This window comes from Sphingomonas hengshuiensis (genome assembly GCF_000935025.1).
Lineage (GTDB): Bacteria > Pseudomonadota > Alphaproteobacteria > Sphingomonadales > Sphingomonadaceae > Sphingomonas > Sphingomonas hengshuiensis.
In genome coordinates this window covers 4,715,849-4,733,004 of sequence record NZ_CP010836.1, presented here as the reverse complement: position 1 = coordinate 4,733,004, position 17,156 = coordinate 4,715,849, and the positions used below count along the sequence as shown (strand labels likewise).

At 68.3% G+C, this 17,156-nt stretch carries 16 protein-coding genes and 1 tRNA gene; 8 read left to right on the top strand and 9 right to left on the bottom strand.

Annotation, left to right across the window (positions count from 1 at the left end):
* Window position 1: 1 nt before the first annotated feature.
* From TS85_RS21645 to folK, 3 genes are all read right to left on the bottom strand, one after another.
* Window positions 2–484: a DUF3237 domain-containing protein gene (locus TS85_RS21645; protein ID WP_044334991.1), complete on the bottom strand. Its 483-nt coding sequence runs from the start codon at window positions 482–484 to the stop codon at window positions 2–4.
* Window positions 485–678: 194 nt separating this feature from the next.
* A tRNA-Lys gene (locus tag TS85_RS21640) sits at window positions 679–754 on the bottom strand.
* Window positions 745–1,242 (bottom strand): 2-amino-4-hydroxy-6-hydroxymethyldihydropteridine diphosphokinase, encoded by a 498-nt coding sequence (gene folK, locus TS85_RS24320; protein ID WP_052508143.1) that lies wholly within the window; start codon window positions 1,240–1,242, stop codon window positions 745–747. Before folK ends, TS85_RS21640 begins: the two co-directional genes overlap by 10 nt.
* A 17-nt stretch (window positions 1,243–1,259) precedes the next feature.
* Between folK and TS85_RS21630 the strand changes: the two genes are divergently transcribed.
* On the top strand, window positions 1,260–1,889 hold the full coding sequence (locus TS85_RS21630) for a uracil-DNA glycosylase (RefSeq protein ID WP_044336787.1): 630 nt from the start codon (window positions 1,260–1,262) through the stop codon (window positions 1,887–1,889).
* Between the two features lie 33 nt (window positions 1,890–1,922).
* On the opposite strand, the gene TS85_RS21625 is transcribed toward TS85_RS21630, so the two are convergent.
* Window positions 1,923–2,846: an L-threonylcarbamoyladenylate synthase gene (locus TS85_RS21625; protein ID WP_407082099.1), complete on the bottom strand. Its 924-nt coding sequence runs from the start codon at window positions 2,844–2,846 to the stop codon at window positions 1,923–1,925.
* 46 nt (window positions 2,847–2,892) lie between these two features.
* Between TS85_RS21625 and TS85_RS21620 the strand changes: the two genes are divergently transcribed.
* Window positions 2,893–4,587, top strand: coding sequence for an acyl-CoA dehydrogenase (locus TS85_RS21620; RefSeq protein ID WP_044334987.1), 1,695 nt, complete (start codon window positions 2,893–2,895; stop codon window positions 4,585–4,587).
* 331 nt (window positions 4,588–4,918) lie between these two features.
* Here TS85_RS21620 and TS85_RS21615 read toward each other — a convergent pair whose 3' ends face one another.
* On the bottom strand, window positions 4,919–5,275 hold the full coding sequence (locus TS85_RS21615; protein WP_044334986.1) for a GntR family transcriptional regulator: 357 nt from the start codon (window positions 5,273–5,275) through the stop codon (window positions 4,919–4,921).
* Between the two features lie 6 nt (window positions 5,276–5,281).
* Complete coding sequence (locus tag TS85_RS21610) at window positions 5,282–5,893, bottom strand: nitroreductase family protein (RefSeq protein ID WP_044334985.1); 612 nt, start codon at window positions 5,891–5,893, stop codon at window positions 5,282–5,284.
* 119 nt (window positions 5,894–6,012) lie between these two features.
* Here TS85_RS21610 and TS85_RS21605 point away from each other — a divergent pair, with 119 nt between their 5' ends.
* Complete coding sequence (locus TS85_RS21605) at window positions 6,013–7,608, top strand: peptide MFS transporter (RefSeq protein WP_044334983.1); 1,596 nt, start codon at window positions 6,013–6,015, stop codon at window positions 7,606–7,608.
* A gap of 19 nt (window positions 7,609–7,627) precedes the next feature.
* Window positions 7,628–8,317 carry an NnrU family protein gene (locus tag TS85_RS21600; protein ID WP_044334981.1) on the top strand — a complete coding sequence of 230 codons (690 nt, stop codon included), beginning with the start codon at window positions 7,628–7,630 and terminating at the stop codon, window positions 8,315–8,317.
* A 212-nt stretch (window positions 8,318–8,529) separates the two neighbouring features.
* On the opposite strand, the gene acs is transcribed toward TS85_RS21600, so the two are convergent.
* Window positions 8,530–10,467, bottom strand: coding sequence for an acetate--CoA ligase (acs, locus tag TS85_RS21595; protein ID WP_044334979.1), 1,938 nt, complete (start codon window positions 10,465–10,467; stop codon window positions 8,530–8,532).
* Between the two features lie 189 nt (window positions 10,468–10,656).
* Between acs and TS85_RS21590 the strand changes: the two genes are divergently transcribed.
* Genes TS85_RS21590 through TS85_RS21575 form a run of 4 tightly spaced genes read left to right on the top strand, consistent with a single transcriptional unit; the run spans window position 10,657 to window position 15,413 of the window.
* Entirely contained in the window at window positions 10,657–12,150 is a 1,494-nt protein-coding gene (locus tag TS85_RS21590; RefSeq protein WP_044334978.1) for an efflux transporter outer membrane subunit, read from the top strand.
* Window positions 12,150–13,493 carry an efflux RND transporter periplasmic adaptor subunit gene (locus TS85_RS21585; RefSeq protein ID WP_044334976.1) on the top strand — a complete coding sequence of 448 codons (1,344 nt, stop codon included), beginning with the start codon at window positions 12,150–12,152 and terminating at the stop codon, window positions 13,491–13,493. The genes TS85_RS21590 and TS85_RS21585 overlap by 1 nt, the downstream gene beginning before the upstream one ends.
* Window positions 13,483–14,205, top strand: coding sequence for an ABC transporter ATP-binding protein (locus TS85_RS21580; protein WP_044334974.1), 723 nt, complete (start codon window positions 13,483–13,485; stop codon window positions 14,203–14,205). Before TS85_RS21585 ends, TS85_RS21580 begins: the two co-directional genes overlap by 11 nt.
* On the top strand, window positions 14,205–15,413 hold the full coding sequence (locus TS85_RS21575) for an ABC transporter permease (RefSeq protein ID WP_044334971.1): 1,209 nt from the start codon (window positions 14,205–14,207) through the stop codon (window positions 15,411–15,413). Before TS85_RS21580 ends, TS85_RS21575 begins: the two co-directional genes overlap by 1 nt.
* Before the next feature lie 226 nt (window positions 15,414–15,639).
* On the opposite strand, the gene TS85_RS21570 is transcribed toward TS85_RS21575, so the two are convergent.
* Both TS85_RS21570 and TS85_RS21565 read right to left on the bottom strand, forming a co-directional pair.
* Entirely contained in the window at window positions 15,640–16,236 is a 597-nt protein-coding gene (locus TS85_RS21570) for a nucleotidyltransferase family protein (RefSeq protein WP_044334969.1), read from the bottom strand.
* Window positions 16,229–17,137 carry an XdhC family protein gene (locus TS85_RS21565; protein WP_044334967.1) on the bottom strand — a complete coding sequence of 303 codons (909 nt, stop codon included), beginning with the start codon at window positions 17,135–17,137 and terminating at the stop codon, window positions 16,229–16,231. Before TS85_RS21565 ends, TS85_RS21570 begins: the two co-directional genes overlap by 8 nt.
* Between the last annotated feature and the right edge of the window lie 19 nt (window positions 17,138–17,156).

Below are 17,156 nucleotides of genomic sequence, written 5' to 3'. Positions count from 1 at the left end.
GTCAGCGCGCCACGAAATAATGGATGCGGTTCGCCCCCGGGATCTTCTCCGCGACGCCCAGGAAGACGTGCTTGGCCATCCATTCGTGCGGGCCGACGGGCGCGTCGAATTTGGGGCTCACGCGCATATAATAATCGTCGTGCGACACCGGTTCGTTGCGCGCCATCCGCTCGCCGATCTCGGGCGTGCGCGGCCAGCGATAGCCGCGATTCTGCATATAGATGATCGCGCCGTCATCCGCCTCCAGCAGGTAGCGCGCGTCGAAATCGATCACCCCGTCGGGACGTAGCAGCGGGAAGTCGCCGCCCGACATCGGCACGACCTTTCCGTTGAGGAGGGGACCGGTCACCGTTCCCTGGGCGGCATAGATCGCCGCGCGCGATGCCCCCATCGTGCTGGGTGTCACCCATTTGATGCCGGTCAGGTCGATGGAAATCGTGAACGCATGCTCCAGCACGGGAGCAAAGGGGTGGCTTTCGGGCACGGTACCTCTCTTACAACCGCCTCCAGGGCGAGGAGTTGTTGATAGATCATCATTTCTTGTCAGGCAAGAGGTGCCGTGTTCGAAAGCCTGGCAGGCGGAAAGGGATCGCGCAGGCGGGGCGCTGCGCCGGGCACGATGCGCGGCGCATGCCGGTCAGCCATGGCTGCCCGGAGCGGGAAAGGCGGAGAGAGAAATGGTGGGTCCGCCGGGGCTCGAACCCGGGACCTCTCGATTAAAAGTCGCTTGCTCTACCGACTGAGCTACGGACCCACGCCGCCGCCCCTAAGCGCGGGCGCCGGACGGGTCAACCGCGCGAGCAAGTGACGGACCCGCAACTGGCTCAGCGGATCGCGCCAATCGGGGGCGATGGCGGCAAGCGGGCGCAGCACGAAGTCACGCGTGCGGAACAGCGCGTGGGGCACCGTTAGGCCGGGGCTCGCCCATGCGCCGCCCGACCACAGGATGATGTCGAGGTCGATCACGCGCGCGGCCCAGTTCTGGCCCCGGCGGCGCCCGAAATCGCGTTCGATGCGCTTGAGCCGGGCCAACAGCGCGGGCGGTGATTCGGCGCTCTCGATCAGCGCCACGGCATTGGCGAAGCGCCGTTTCGACGGCCCGAGCGGCGGCGTAAGCAGGACGGGCGAGACCGCGACGACGCCGCCCAGCGCCGCCAGCGCCGCCGCAAGCTCGCGCCGGGGGCCGCCATGGCGCCCCGGACGGTTCGATCCGAGCGCGATTGCATAGCTTGTCCTTGCCATCGCGGGGGGCCTATCGCGTGCGTGTGCCCACGCCAACCTCCCAAACCGAACCGACACGCGATTGCCCGCGCTGCCCCCGCCTCGTCGCGCTGCGCGAAACGCTGCGCGTCGAGCAGCCCGAATGGTGGAACGCGCCGGTGCCCGCGCTTGGCGAGCGCGACGCATGGCTGGCGATCGTCGGGCTCGCGCCCGGCCTGCGCGGCGCCAACCGCACCGGGCGCGCCTTTACCGGCGATGCCTCGGGCGACCTGTTGTTCGCGACGCTCGAGAAGTTCGGGCTGGCCGAAGGCGGCGCGCCGCGCGGCGTGATCATCCTCAACGCCGTGAAGTGCGTGCCGCCGGGCAACAAGCCGGTGCCGGCGGAAACCCATAGCTGCCGCGACTTCCTGCGCGCCGAGGCTGCTGTGCTGCCCGCGCGAATCTATGTCGCGCTCGGCCAGATCGCGCACCAGTCGACGGTCAAGGCGCTGGGCGGGCGATTGCCCAGGACGCCGTTCGCGCATCTGGCCGAGCATCGCATGCCCGATGGTCGGGTGGTGATCGATAGCTATCACTGCTCGCGCTATAACCAGAACACCAACCGGCTGACCGCCGAGATGTTCGAGGCGGTGTTCGCGCGGGCGCTGGAACTGCGCGGGGCACGCTAGCAGGCGGTTTCAGCGCCATCGAGACGACCCGGCCTAATCCCGGTGCGCTGCGCGCCGCAGCCGGTCGTTGATCGCCGCGCCGATCCCCCGCTCCGGCACGGGCGCCACGGCGATCCCCAGGGCATCCGATGCATCGGCGCGGTGCAGCGCGTCGAATAGCCGCGCCGCCGCCTCGGTCAGGTCGCCGCCCGGCGACAAGCTGTCGTCGCCCGCCACCGCGCCGAACCCGATCAGCCACTCGCCCGCGCGCCGGTCGACTGCGCCCAGCCGCACCGGCCTGACCGGGGCATAATGGCTGGCAAGCTGCCCCGGCGCCGTGATCGCCCCGCCCGGCGCCGCCGTCTCCAGCCCCAGCATTTCCGCGGTGAGCGGTCCGGGCCGCAATATCCGCCCTCCCTGCACGATCGTCGATTCGAGCCCCGCCTGCGTCGCACCATCGTCGATCACCAGCGGGATGCGTCCGGCAAGGCTGGCCGCGACATGCGCCGCGCGCGTCGGGCTGATCGAACCGCTGGCATTGGCGGAGGGCGCGGCGAGCGGCACGCCGACGGCGGCCAGCAGCGCCCGCATCGCGCGGTGCGCGGGAACCCGCACCGCCACCGTATCCAGCCCCGCAGTCACCAGCGCCGCGATCCCCGCCCCGGCGCGCACCGGCAGCACCAAAGTCAGCGGCCCCGGCCAGAACCGCTCGGCAAGACTCCGCGCGGCATCGTCGAACACCGCGATCCGCTCGGCATCGGCAAGGCTCGCGACATGGACGATCAGCGGGTTGAAGCTCGGCCTCCCCTTAGCGGCGTAGATCCCCGCCACCGCCCGCGCGTCGGTCGCGTCGGCGGCGAGGCCATACACCGTCTCGGTCGGCACCGCGACGCAGCCGCCGGCGCGGATCACTGCCGCGGCCTCGGCGATGCTCGCGTCGCGATAAGGGATGATACGGGGATTTGTCGGGCTCACCACCCACGCGCTATAGCGCACGCAACCAGCGTACAAGAAGAGAGGCCCGATGTTCACTCCCGCCACTGCCGAGCAGCGTTTCGTGCTCGACCATATCGTCCGCCTTTCCGAGATCAGCGAAGAGGCGACCCCCGATCTGGTCGATGCGGTGCTGGAGGGTGCGGGCCAGTTCGCGGCGGGCGAATGGGCGCCGCTCGATCGGCTGGGCGATACTGAAGGGCCGCGCTGGAGCGAACAGGGCGTGACGATGCCCACTGGCTTCGCGGCGGCGTATCGTGCCTATGTCGAGGGCGGCTGGGGCACGATCGGCTCGCCTGCCGAATTTGGCGGACAGGGGCTGCCCGTCAGCCTGTCGATCGCAGTGCTGGAGACGCTGGGCACCGCGAACATGGGCTTTGCGCTGGCGCCGGTGCTCACTGTCGGCGCGATCGAATCGCTCGCGCATCACGGCACCCCGGAGCAGCAGGCGCTGTACCTGCCCAAGCTCGCCACCGGCGAATGGACCGGCACGATGAACCTCACCGAGCCGCAGGCGGGGAGCGATGTCGGCGCGCTCAAGACCGGCGCCGATCCGGTCGGCGACGGGACGTGGCGGATCAAGGGGACGAAGATCTACATCTCGTTCGGCGACCACGACCTGACCGACAATATCGTCCACTTGGTCCTCGCCCGCACCCCCGATGCGCCGGCGGGGACCAAGGGGCTGTCGCTGTTCCTCGTCCCCAAATACCGGCTCAACCCCGATGGCACCCCCGGCGCGGCGAACGACGTGCATGTCGTGTCGATCGAACACAAGATGGGCCTCCATGCCTCGCCCACCTGCGTGCTCAGCTTCGGCGACCATGACGATTGCATCGGCGAGCTGATCGGCCCCGAGCTGGGGGGCATCCGCGGCATGTTCACGATGATGAACAATGCCCGGCTCAATGTCGGGCTCCAGGGCGTGCAGGTGGCGGAGCGCGCAACCCAGCGCGCGGTGGCCTATGCGCGCGAGCGTATCCAGGGCGTGCGGGCGGGCGCGCCTGTGGCGATCGTCGAGCATCCCGATGTCCGCCGGATGCTGCTGCGGATGAAGGCGCAGACCCAGGCCGCACGCGCGCTGGTCTATTACGCCTTCGGCCAGCTCGACCGTGGCCGGATGGGCGATGCCGCCGCCGCGGCGCGCGTCGAGCTGCTCACGCCGCTGGCCAAGGCGCATGGCACCGATCTCGGCAACGAAGTCGCCAGCCTTGGCGTCCAGGTCCATGGCGGCATGGGCTATATCGAGGAAACCGGCGCCGCCCAGCATTTCCGTGACGCGCGGATCACCCCGATCTACGAAGGCACCAACGGCATCCAGGCCGCCGATCTGGTCGGGCGCAAGCTGACCCACGATGGCGGCGCGGCGCTGCTCGCATTGCTGGCGGAGATGCGCGGCGATGCCGAACATGCCGATCTGCTCCGGCTGATCGAGGCGTGCGAGGAAGTGACCCACCATTTGCTCGGCGCCGAGACCGACGATCGGCTGGCGGCGAGCTATCCGTTCCTGACGATGGTGTCGGTCGCGGTATGCGGCTGGCTGATGGAGGCACAGGGCCGCATCGCCGCGCGGGGCGAAGGCGATCCGCTGTTCCTGGGGATGAAGGCGGCGGCGGCGCGCTTCTATGTCGAGCAGATCGTGCCCGAGGCGCTCGGGCTGAAGGCGGCGGCGACGGCACCGGCGGCGCTGCTCTATTCGGTCGATGCAGCGGCGTTCGCAGTGTGAAGGCGCCGTCGGGTGGGACTTGGATCGTAGGGCTGCTGTTTATAGGCCCTGTGTTGCTTATGCTTAGCTGGGGCGCGATAGCAGGATTCCTGGCACCGCCCTGCTCGATCGAATGGAACGGGTGGTGCGATACGCGCGCAGCACACTGGACCGGAGGAAGCCGTTCAGGCCGGGTGCTAAGCTTCCTAATTCCACTCGCGTTTTTGGTGTCGGCGGTTTGGCCGCTGCTGCACGCGGCGCATACGCGTCGACCTTTGACAGTACGAGCACGCTACGGCGTGGTCGCGGCAACGTGCATGTTCCTGCTCGTAACCTTTGCGGGCTAGCAGCCTCAGGCGATCTCGCGGCCCAGCAGCTCGTTCACGTCCAGCCCCAGCAGCGCGATATGCTCCTTCACGCGCGGCCAATGCCCGGTGAGGAAGCGCTCGCGCTCGGCGATGCGCAGCCGTTCGACGGCGCCGGGGAGCACGAACATGCCCACGCCGCGCCGCACCTCGACATAGCCGTCGTCCTGAAAGCTCTGATACGCCTTGGCGACGGTCAGCGGATTGGCGCCATGTTCGGCGGCAAGTGCGCGGACCGAGGGAAGCTGGTCGCCGGCCCGGAATTGCCCGCGCAGGATCGCCGCGGCGATCGTTGCCCGCAATTTCAGATAGACCGGGCTGTCGTCATGTTCGAGCGCTGTCATGCTCTCTTAATACACCAGATCGCTTTTGGGTCCATCCCCGCTTTTCCACCTATGTACGATTTCGGACAATGCGCCGCGGGGCCGCTCCTCCAGCGGGCGTCCGGGCGAGCCCAGGAACAGGAATCCGGCGATCCGCTGCGGCGCTGCGCCGAACAGGTCGCGCACTCCGTCCGAATAGGCGGCCCAGCCGGTGATCCAGCTCCCGACGAACCCCATCGCATGCGTCGCATGGAGCAGGTTCATGCATACCGCCCCTGCCGACAGCTCCTGTTCCCACAGCGGCACCTTGTGCCCCACCACCGGCGCGGAGAGCACCACGATCAGCGCCGGCGCCTGGGTCGCGAATTGCGCCGCCGCCTCTTCGTCGCGCGGGGTCGCGTCGGGCTTCTCGGCGCGGAGGATCTCCACCAGCCGCAGCGCGAAGGCGGGGCGCTGGTCGTCCTCGATCACGACGAAGCGCCACGGGTTGAGCTTGCCATGGTCCGGGGTGCGCGCCGCGATGGCGAGGATCGCATCGATCTGGTCGGCGCCCGGCCCCGGCGCGATCATCTCGCGCGGCTTGCCCGAGCGGCGGGTCTGGAGGAGCGAGAGCGGAGTCGTGCGGTCGTTGAAGAGCATGACCGCGACCTACCAGCCCGCCCGCGCGCCAACAACGGGGTTCACACGCGGCATTTCGACGTTAGTCTGCGCGACATTTCCCTGCGGGGACACGCAATTTTCGAAAAGGCTTTCTGCGAATGGCAACAACAATGGCGGGCGGAGGCGTGCCCGCATCTGCCAAGACCTTCCTCGGCCACCCGCGCGGGCTGTACATGCTGTTCTTCGCCGAAATGTGGGAGCGCTTCTCCTATTACGGCATGCGCGCGATCCTGGTGTTCTACCTCACCAAGCATTTCCTGTTCGGCGAGAACCCGGCCTATGCGGTGTACGGCGCGTACACCTCGATGGTGTACATTACGCCCGTTATCGGCGGCTATCTGGCCGACAAATATCTGGGCGCGCGAAAGGCGGTGTTCGCCGGCGGCATCCTGATCGCGATCGGGCATCTGCTGATCGCGCTGGTCGAGGGGCCACAGGGCGAACAGGGCGTCTATCTCAACGGCTTCTATGCCGGGCTCGCATTCATCATCGTCGGCACCGGCTTTCTGAAGGCCAATATCTCGGTGCTGGTCGGGCAACTCTACCGGCGCGACGATGTGCGCCGCGATGGCGCCTTTTCGATCTTTTACATGGGGATCAATCTGGGCGCATTTATCGGCCCGATCCTGATCGGCTATCTGGGCGAGCGGGTCGGCTGGTCGTGGGGCTTCGGGGCCGCAGGGATCGGGATGCTGCTCGGGCTGGTGGTGTTCGTGCTGTTCCGCCACGACCTGCACGGCGCCGGCGCACCGGCAGACCCCGTGCTGCTCGCCGCCCGCACCCCGCTGGGCATTTCGCGCGAATGGCTGATCTATCTCGGATCGATCGTGGTCGTCGGCATTGCCTGGCTGCTGATCCGCGACGAAAGCACCGTCGGCACGCTGCTCCTCGCCTGTTTCGGCGTGACCTTCCTCTACATCTTCTACCGCGCGCTGTTCACCCTGCCCAGGGTCGAGCGCAACCGCGTCTTTGCCGCTTTGTACCTGATCGCGCTGTGCCCGTTGTTCTGGGCGCTGTTCGAACAGGCGGGGTCGTCGCTCAACGTCTTCACCGACCAGCGCGTCGACCGGCATTTCCTGGGCTGGGAAATGCCCGCCTCGTGGTTCCAGTCGGTCAACAGCTTCTGGATCATCACGCTGGCGCCGCTGTTCGGGATATTGTGGGTGTGGCTGGGCAAGCGCGGGCTGGAGCCGAGCGCGGCGCTCAAGTTCGCGCTGGGGCTGATCCAGGTCGGGCTGGGGTTCATCGTGCTGGTGCTCGGCGCCGGGCGCGACGGCGCGATGACGCCGATGCTGTTCGTGATCCTGCTGTACCTGCTCCACTCGACGGCGGAGCTGTGCTTCTCGCCGGTGGGACTGTCGAGCATGACCCGGCTCTCGACCGGATCGATGGTCGGGCTGATGATGGGCACGTGGTTCCTGTCGACTGCGGCGGGCAATTTCCTCGCCGCGCAAATCGCGCAGATGACCGGGGGCGAGGGCGCCGGGCCCGATCGCGTGCTCGAAGTCTATTGGTCGATCGGCTGGTATATCATCGTGATCGGCGTCGTTGCGATGCCGGTGAGCTGGCTGGTGTCGCGGCTGATGCACCTCGACACGATCGGCCAGGACGAAACGGGCCACGCGCTCGCGGGCGAATCGCAGCTTGCCGAGCCTGCGGCGGCGGGCACGCGCACGAAGGACGAGCAACACTGACCATAAGGAGCGCCGGGGGATGGAATCGCTGATTGCTGCCAGTATCGCGTTTGTGGGGTCGCATTTCCTGCTGTCCCATCCCCTTCGCCGACCATTGGTGTCGCGGATCGGCGCGGCGGGGTTCCTCGGCCTCTATGCGCTGGTCGCGTTCGCCACGCTCGGCTGGATGGCGGAGGCGTTCCGCAAGGCCCCGCCCGAGCCCTTGTGGTGGGACGTCGGCGATGCGGGCTGGGCAGTGGCGAGCGCAGTGATGCTGGTCGCCAGCATCCTGTTCGTCGGATCGCTGGTCCGCAATCCGGCGATGCCCGATCCGACCGGCAAGGCGCCGAAGATCGCGCCCCCGCGCGGCGTGTTCCGCATCACCCGCCATCCGATGATGTGGGGTTTCGCCCTATGGGCGCTGGTCCATGCCGCGGTGTTCCCCACCGCCGCCAATCTGGTGCTGAGCGCGGCGATCCTGGTGCTCGCGCTGGTCGGCGCGGCGCTTCAGGACCGCAAGAAGGAGAAGCTGTTCCCGCAGGAGTGGCCGCGCTGGGAAGCGGAGACGAGCTATTGGCCCTTCGCCCGCCAGATCGCCGGCCGCGCGGGCTGGACGATCGGCGACCTCCATGCCGCGGGCGGCGGGCTGGTGGTGTGGCTCGCCGCCACCTGGGCGCATGTGCCGCTGGGCAGCCCGATGGCGGCGGGTGTCTGGCGCTGGCTGGGGTAAGTAATTCTCCCCCGCAAGGGCAGGGCTATCGCATATGGCGTCGGGCAAACATAAACGCCGTCATCCCAGCGAAGGCTGGGATCCATTCAGCCACTCCGCTCGACCCAAAAGCCGCTACCGAGCACCGAATGGATCCTGACTTTCGTCAGGATGACTCGGTTTTTGCCAAATGCGATTGCCCTGCCCGCAAGGGTGAGGATAAACCGCCCCCCTCACCCCACTCGGTTCGCCACCAGATTATCCACCACCGCCGGATCGGCCAGCGTGCTGGTGTCGCCCAGGCTCGACACGTCGCCCTCCGCGATCTTGCGCAGGATGCGGCGCATGATCTTGCCGCTGCGCGTCTTGGGCAGCCCCGGCGCGAACTGCACCGCGTCGGGCGTCGCGATCGGCCCGATTTCCTGCCGCACCCAGTCGCGCAGCACCTTCCGCAGATCGTCCGACGGTTCCTCGCCGCTGTTCAGCGTGACATAGGCATAGATGCCCTGCCCCTTGATCGCATGCGGCATGCCGACCACTGCGGCCTCCGCGACCTTGGGGTGGAGCACCAGCGCGCTCTCGACTTCGGCGGTGCCCATGCGGTGCCCCGACACGTTGATCACGTCGTCGACGCGGCCGGTGATCCAGTAATAGCCATCGGCGTCGCGGCGGCAGCCGTCGCCGGTGAAATATTTGCCCCGATAGGTCGTGAAATAGGTCTGGAAGAACCGCGCATGATCGCCCCACACGGTGCGCATCTGCCCCGGCCAGCTCCGCGCGATGCACAAATTGCCCTCGGTTGCGCCGTGCAGCACCTCGCCCTCGGCATCGACGAGCTGCGGATCGACGCCCGGCAGCGGCAGCGTCGCCGACCCCGGCTTGAGCGCGGTCGCCCCCGGCAGCGGCGCGATCAGCGCGCCGCCGGTCTCGGTCTGCCACCAGGTATCGACGATCGGGCAGCGCCCCGCGCCGACCACGTCATGATACCAGCGCCACGCCTCGGGGTTGATCGGCTCGCCCACCGTGCCGAGCAGCCTGAGCGATTCGCGCGACGTTTTTGCGACAAATTCGTCGCCCTCGGCCATCAGCGCGCGCAATGCGGTGGGCGCGGTGTAGAGAATTTCCACCTTGTGGCGGTCGACGACCTGCCAGATGCGGCTGGCATCGGGCCAATTGGGCACGCCTTCGTACATCAACGTCGTCGCGCCGTTCGCCAGCGGGCCATAGACGATATAGCTGTGCCCCGTGACCCAGCCGATATCCGCCGCGCACCAATAGACCTGGCCGGGGCGGTAATCGAACACCAGTTCGTGGGTATAGCTGACCCACAGCAGATAGCCGGCGCTGGTGTGGAGCACGCCCTTGGGCTTGCCCGTCGATCCCGAGGTATAGAGGAGGAACAGCGGGTCCTCGGCGCCCATCGGCTCGGGCGGGCAAACGGCGGAAACCTGCGCCGCCGCCTCGTGATACCAGATGTCGCGGCCCGGCTGCATCGCCACGTCGCCGCCGGTCGCCTTGACCACGATGACGGTCTGCATCGCCGGGGCATGCTGCTGCGCCGCGTCGACATTGGCCTTGAGCGGCACTTTCTTGCCGCCGCGCCGGCCTTCGTCGGCGGTGATCACGATCTTGCTGTCGCAATCGGTGATCCGCCCCGCCAGCGCCTCGGGCGAAAAGCCCCCGAACACCACCGAATGCACCGCCCCGATTCGCGCGCAGGCGAGCAGCGCGAACGCCGCCTCGGGGATCATCGGCAGGTACACGGTGACGCGGTCGCCCTTCGCGACGCCCTGCGCCTTCAACACATTGGCAAAGCGGCACACTTCGGCATGGAGCTGGCGATAGGTATAGCTGCGCGAGGGCTCGTCGGGCGCGTCGGGCTCCCACAGGATCGCGACGTCGTTGCCGCGCGTCGCCAGGTGCCGGTCGATGCAATTGGCCGACACGTTGAGCTTGCCGTCGGCGAACCAGCGGATGTGGAAATCGGCTTCGTCGAACGACCAGTCGCCGGCCAGCTCGGGGCGCTTCACCCACTCCAGCCGCTTGGCCTGCTCCAGCCAGAAGCTGCCCGGATCGGCCAGGCTGCGACCGTGGAGCCGGGCATATCCCGCCGCGTCGACGCGTGCGCGATTCGCCCATGCTTCCGGCACGGGATACAGACTTTCCGACATTGCGCTCTCCTCCTCATGCGCCGCAGATCACCCCCGACCGACGCACCGACGCGCCCTCTCTAGGGCGCCGCAGCGGACCTGCGCAAGCGGACGCGCGCCGCGATTTTCCGCGGCGGTCCGCGCGGCGCTGCGACAAACTGCGACAAATTCTTGCTGGCACTCGTTCCGCCCCCGGACCATGAATCGGGCATGGTATCCCGCCGCCTCTCCCTCGCCCTGTCGATCGCGCTGCCGCTGGGCGGTTGCGCAACCGGGCCGGACTATCGCCCCAGTGCCGCGGCCGAACTCGGCGTGCCGGACGCTTATTCGGTCGCCAGTGACCAGCGCACGCGGGAGGACCTGACGCGCTGGTGGCGCAAGTTCGACGATCCGCTGCTCGGCACGCTCGTCGAACAGGCCCAGGCGGCCAATCTCGACATCGTCCAGGCCGTCGCCCGGCTGCGCCAGGCACGCGAATCGCTCGTCCAGCAGCGCACCTCGCTGCTCCCCTCGGTGACCGGCAGCGGCAGCGTGTCGCACAGCGAACCGCTCCGCGGCGGCACCGCGACCACCCGCCTCTCCGACGGCACCATCACGACGATCGGCCAGGGCGGCAGCACCAGCACGTCGCTCGGGCTCGACGCCAGCTATCAGGTCGATCTGTTCGGCGGGGTGCGCCGCGGGATCGAGGCATCGCGCGCCAGCTACGAAGCCGCCGGTTTCACCTATGCCGCCACCTTGCTGTCGGTCGAATCCGAAATGGCGCGCAACTATGTCCTCGCGCGGCTCTACCAGGCGCAGATCGGCAATGCCCGCGCCTCGCTCGCGATCCAGGACGACAATCTCGAAATCGCGCGGTGGCGGGTTCAGGCGGGGCTCGTCTCGTCGATCGACGTCGAGACTGCGCGCAACCAGCGCGCAACCACCGCCGCCACGATCCCGTCGCTCGAATCCAGCTATAGCGCCGCCGTGGCGCGGATCGGCGTGCTCACCGGACAGGCGCCGGGCGCGCTGCGCGCCGCACTCGCGGCAACCGCGCCGATCCCCACGGGGCCCGAGACGGTCGGCATCGGCATCCCCGCCGACACGCTGCGCCAGCGCCCCGACGTCCGCTCGGCCGAACGCACGCTCGCCTCGGCGACTGCGCAGGTCGGCGTCGCCACCGCCTCGCTCTACCCCAGCCTGTCGCTAACCGGCAGCCTGAGCACCAATGCATCGAGCTTCCGCACGCTCGGCGACCTGGTGACCGGGCAGTTGTTCGCGTCGCTGGCACAGACGATCTTCGACGGCGGCAACCTCCGCTCGCAGGTGCGCAGCGCAGAGGCCAGCGCCGACCAGGCCTTTGCCAGCTATAAGCAGACCGTGCTGACGGCGCTCGAGGATACCGAGAACGCCGTCGTCGCGCTCGACACCGCCGGCCAGCGTACGCAGCAATTCGCGATCGCGCTCGATGCCGCGAACAACAGCGCGATCCTCTCGCGCAGCCAGTATCAAAGCGGGCTGACCGACTTCACGACGCTCAGCACCGCCGAATCTTCGCTGCTGTCGGCGCGCAACAACCTGGCACAGGCGCAGGCCGACCGGGTCACCGCGCTGATCCAGCTCTTTGTGGCACTCGGCGGGGGCTGGGATGCCACCGCCACGCCGACGATCGACACTGTGCGGGCGGCAACCGTCGCCCCCTCAACCAGCCAGGACCGCTGATGGCGACGCAGACCAACCTCGACGATTTCCTCGGTGCAAAGCCGGTGCCGCGCTGGCGGAAATGGCTGAAATGGATTCTCCTCGGCGTCGCCGTGGTGATCGTGCTTTTCGTGCTCAGCCGCGTCTTCGGCACCACCGCCAAGCCCAGCTATGCCACCGTCGCGGTGACCCAGGCGCCGCTGCGCGTCACGGTCTCGGCCACCGGCAACCTCGCCCCGACCAACCAGGTCGAGGTCGGCGCCGAATTGTCGGGCCGGATCATCAAGGTGCTGGTCGACGTCAATGATCGCGTGACGGTGGGACAGCCGATCGCCGTGATCGACCCGTCCAATTTCGAGGACACCGTCCGCCAGAACGAAGCGTCCGTCGCTTCGGCAGTCGCCAGCGTCCGCCAGAACGAAGCGACCGTCGCCGAGGCCAAGGCGACGCTCGACCGGCAAGAGGAAGTCAGCCGCCTGTCCGGCGGGCGCGTCCCCGCCAAGACCGAGCTCGACACCGCCCGCGCCAATTACCAGCGCGCGCTCGCCACCCTCGCCGCCGCGCGTGCCAGCGTCCAGCAGAACCAGGCCCAGCTTTCCGCCGGGCGCACCCAGCTGACGCGCACCACGATCCGATCGCCCGTGAACGGCGTGGTGCTCGCCCGCCAGATCGAGCCGGGCCAGACCGTGGCGGCATCGTTCAGCACCCCGACGCTGTTCGTGATCGCCGAGGATCTGTCGCAGATGAAGCTCGAAGTCGCGGTCGACGAAGCCGATGTCGCGGGCGTGGTGGTGGGGCAGGAGGCCAGCTTCACCGTCGATGCATTCCCCGGCCGCTCGTTCCCCGCGCAGATCACGCGCGTCGACCAGGGCTCCAGCCTGACCGCGGGCACTTCGTCCACGACAACCACGACCAGTTCCACCTCGACGACCGTCATTTCCTATGCGGCCACGCTGAGCGTCGCCAATCGCGACTTGCAGCTGCGCCCGGGGATGACCGCGACGGCGGAGATCGTGACCGCGTCCAAGCCCAATGCGCTCCAGGTGCCGAACGCCGCGCTGCGGTTCAAACCGGCGACGACCGACGCGGCGGGCGCCAAGTCGGGCGGCAGTTTCGCCGACTCGCTGATGCCGCGCCCGCGCCGCGACGCTGCCCAGAAAAGCGCGGCGGGCGATACCGCCAAGCCCGGCCAGCAGACCGTGTACATACTCGGCGCCGACGGCACGCCCCAGCCGGTCAAGATCGCGACCGGGCTGACCAACGGCTCGCAAACCGAAGTCATCGGCGGCGACTTGAAGCCGGGGATGAAGGTCATCACCGGCCAGCTGTCGAGCAGCGCAAGCGGAGGCGCGAGTGTCAAGTGATAGCGCCCCGCTGATCCAGCTCCGCGGCGTCACCAAGAATTATGGAAGCGGCGCAACCGCGTTCCAGGCGCTGAAGGGCATCGATCTCGACATCCAGTCCGGCGATTTCGTCGCGGTCATGGGCCCCTCGGGCTCGGGCAAGTCGACCACGATGAACATTCTCGGCTGCCTCGACGTGCCCAGCGCCGGCACCTTCCTGTTCCGCGGCGTCCATGTCGAGATGCTGGATCGCGACCAGCGCGCGCTGCTGCGGCGCAAATATCTCGGCTTCGTGTTCCAGGGGTTCAATCTGCTCGCGCGCACCTCTGCGCTCGAGAATGTCGAACTGCCGCTGGTCTATCGCGGCGATCCGCGCGCCGAACGCCGCGCCGCGGCGATGGCCGCGCTCGACAAGGTCGGGCTGAAGGATTGGTGGGACCACACTCCCGGCGAGCTTTCGGGCGGCCAGCAACAGCGCGTCGCGATCGCCCGCGCGATCGCGACGAACCCCGCGGTGCTGCTCGCCGACGAACCGACCGGCAATCTCGACAGCGAACGCTCGGTCGAGATCATGCAGCTTCTGACCGATCTGAACCGCACCAGCGGCATCACCGTGCTGATGGTCACGCACGAACCCGACATGGCTGCGTTCGCCCGCACGATCGTCCATTTCAAGGACGGACTCGTCGAACGGATCGATGCCAATCCGCATCCGACCGAGGCAGTCTCCTGATGTTCGGCACCACCTTCCTGCTCGCGCTCCGCTCGATCGCCCGCCACAAGCTGCGCTCGTTCCTCACGACGCTGGGAATCATCATCGGCGTCGCGGCGGTGGTCGCGATGGTGACGCTGGGCAACGCCACCACGGCGGCGGTGCGCAAGCAGATTTCGGCGCTCGGCACCAACATCCTCCAGATCCGCCCCGGCCAGGGCTTTGGCCGCGGCGGCGGCGGCCCGCCCCCGCCCGAGTTCAAGGAAGCCGATGTCGAGGCGATCCGCGATCAGGTCGCCGGGGTCACGGCGGTGGCGCCGCTCGCCCAGTCGAGCGTGACCGCAGTGAACGAAGGCGCCAATTCCACGACGACGATCAACGGCACGACCAACGCCTATTTCAGCGCGCAGGCATGGCCGCTGACCGGCGGGCGCTATTGGACCGATACCGAGGAAAGCGCCGGCAAGGGTGTGTGCCTGATCGGCTCGACGGTGCGCAAGAACCTGTTCGCCGGCGGCGACGCGGTGGGCAAGCGGTTGCGGCTCAATTCGGTGACGTGCGACGTGATCGGGATGCTGTCGACGCGTGGCCAGGCCGGGTTCGGCGGCGACCAGGACGATGTCGTGATCCTGCCGATCAAGCAGGTGCAGCGCCGCTTCACCGGCAATCGCGACATAAGGCTGATGCTGGTCGGGGTCGACCAGGCCTATGACACCAGCGCAGTGCAATCGGCGATCAGCACCGTGCTGCGCGAACGCCGCGGCATCACCGGCGGCAAGCAGGATGATTTCAACATCTTCGACACCGCCCAAATCAGCGCCACCCTCACCGGCACGACGCAATTGCTGACCAGCATCGTCGCCGCGGTCGCGGGGATCAGCCTGTTGGTGGGGGGCATCGGCATCATGAACATCATGCTGGTCTCGGTCACCGAACGCACGCGTGAGATCGGCATCCGCCTTGCGATCGGCGCCGTCGCGACCGAAGTGCTGATGCAGTTCCTGGTCGAGGCCATCGTGCTGTCCTGCCTGGGCGGGCTGATCGGGCTCGTCCTCGCACAGGCGATGATCGCCGTCGCGGTCCCGCTGATGCAGGTCGAATGGGTGTTCGATACCCAGATCAACGTGATCGCCTTCGCCATCTCGGCGCTGATCGGGGTGGTCTTCGGCTATTTCCCGGCGCGGCGGGCGGCGGCGCTCAACCCGATCGACGCGCTCCGCCACGAATAGGGGCAGCAGAACAGGCCCGCGCCTTCCCGTCGGGGACAGGGCAATCGCATATGGCAGCGGGCAAACATACACGCCGTCATCCCAGCGCAGGCTGGGATCCATTTAGCCGCTCCGGTGGACCAATAAGCCCATACCGAGCACAGAATGGATCCTGACTTTCGTCAGGATGACGATGTGTTTTCTCTTATGCGATAGCCCTGCTGCAAGCAGGGAGGGGAGCGCCCGCCTATTTCCCGTCGGTCGGCAGTCCATAGAGTTCGCGCAGCGCCTCGAGGTCCTCTCGCGTATCGATGTCGACCAGTTCGGCGGGGCTGGTCACGACGTGGCGGCCCCGCTTGATCAGTTCGCGCCCGCCCTCGTCGCCCTCGAGGTTGAGCAGATCGTCGAACAGCGCGCTGCCGAACAGCGCGGGCGGCATCGGGCGCACGCCGTCGCTGGATGCGACGATCGTCTCGGCGCCATGGGCGGCGTCGAACATCCGGTACAGATGCGTCGCGGTGACGCGCGGCATGTCGGCCAGCGCGACCAACACCCCGGCAGCCCCCGCCGCCCGCGCCGCCTCGACCCCGAAGCACAGCGACCGCGCCTGCCCCAGCGACGGGTCGGGATTTTCGACCACGCGATAGCCGCGCGCCGCAAAATCGAGGCTGGTGTCGGACACCACGGCGATCCGCGTCAGGAACGGCATATTCTCGAGCGCGGTCACGACATGATAGGCCAGCGGCTTGTCGAGGAACGGCTCGGCGAGCTTGTCGGCATGCGTGAACCGATGCGATCGCCCCGCGGCGAGGAGGACGAGCGCGACATTCTCGGGTTCAAGCATGAAAGCTCCTTATCATGGATGCCGCGATCGACAGCGCGATCTCGGCCGGGCCGATCGCGCCGATGGCGAGCCCCGCCGGCCCCTCGATTCGCGCAAGGTCGTCCGCCGCGACGCCTGCCGCCGCCAGCCGCTCGATCCGCGCGGCATGGCTGCGGCGCGATCCCAGCGCGGCGACATAGCCTGCCGGAGTGGCCAGTGCCGCCAGCAGCGCGGCGTCGTCGATCTTGGGGTCGTGGCTCAGCGTCACCACGGCGGTGGCGCGGTCGGGCTTGAGCGCAGCCAGTGCCTCGTCGGGCCAGCGATCGTCGAGCGTCACCCCCGGAAAACGCTCGGGCGTCAGAAATCGCCCGCGTGGATCGATCACCACGGTTGAGATCCCCATCTCGCGCGCCAGCCCGGCCAGCGCCTGCGCGATCTGGACCGCGCCGACGATCAACAGCCGCCGCGGGGGGTCATAGCGGTTGACGAAATCCCCCGCCGAACCCTCAACGCTGCGCCCCGTCGCCAGGTCGGTCGCGATGTCCAGCGGCGTGCCCGCGTCGCGCGCGGCGGCGATCGCATCGAACAAGGCGGGGGGGAAGCCATGCGCGGCGACCGGCTGGACCAGCACCGCGATCTCGCCGCCACAGGGCAATCCCACTTCCCACGCCGCGGCATCGGCGACGCCATAGCGTTTGACCAGCGCGGGGGCGCCCGCGATCACCTCGGCGGCGGTTTCGAGGATGTCGGTCTCGACGCAGCCGCCCGACACCGATCCCTCGAACCGGCCATCGGCGTGGACGAGCATATGGCTGCCGCGCGGTCGCGGTGCCGATCCCCAGGTCGACACCACCGTCGCCAGCGCCATCGGTGCGCCGGCCCAGGCGCGCGCCGCCGCCAATACGCCGTCATTCTCCGCCACGCCACGCCTCGCAATCGTC

Coding starts and splice junctions, on each gene's coding strand:
- folK (WP_052508143.1), bottom strand. CDS start 1,242: ATGGCAAGGACAAGCTATGCAATCGCGCTCGGATCGAACCGTCCGGGG.
- TS85_RS21610 (WP_044334985.1), bottom strand. CDS start 5,893: ATGCTCTTCAACGACCGCACGACTCCGCTCTCGCTCCTCCAGACCCGC.
- TS85_RS21615 (WP_044334986.1), bottom strand. CDS start 5,275: ATGACAGCGCTCGAACATGACGACAGCCCGGTCTATCTGAAATTGCGG.
- TS85_RS21575 (WP_044334971.1), top strand. CDS start 14,205: ATGTTCGGCACCACCTTCCTGCTCGCGCTCCGCTCGATCGCCCGCCAC.
- TS85_RS21600 (WP_044334981.1), top strand. CDS start 7,628: ATGGAATCGCTGATTGCTGCCAGTATCGCGTTTGTGGGGTCGCATTTC.
- TS85_RS21605 (WP_044334983.1), top strand. CDS start 6,013: ATGGCAACAACAATGGCGGGCGGAGGCGTGCCCGCATCTGCCAAGACC.
- TS85_RS21585 (WP_044334976.1), top strand. CDS start 12,150: ATGGCGACGCAGACCAACCTCGACGATTTCCTCGGTGCAAAGCCGGTG.
- TS85_RS21590 (WP_044334978.1), top strand. CDS start 10,657: ATGGTATCCCGCCGCCTCTCCCTCGCCCTGTCGATCGCGCTGCCGCTG.
- TS85_RS21620 (WP_044334987.1), top strand. CDS start 2,893: ATGTTCACTCCCGCCACTGCCGAGCAGCGTTTCGTGCTCGACCATATC.
- TS85_RS21570 (WP_044334969.1), bottom strand. CDS start 16,236: ATGCTTGAACCCGAGAATGTCGCGCTCGTCCTCCTCGCCGCGGGGCGA.
- acs (WP_044334979.1), bottom strand. CDS start 10,467: ATGTCGGAAAGTCTGTATCCCGTGCCGGAAGCATGGGCGAATCGCGCA.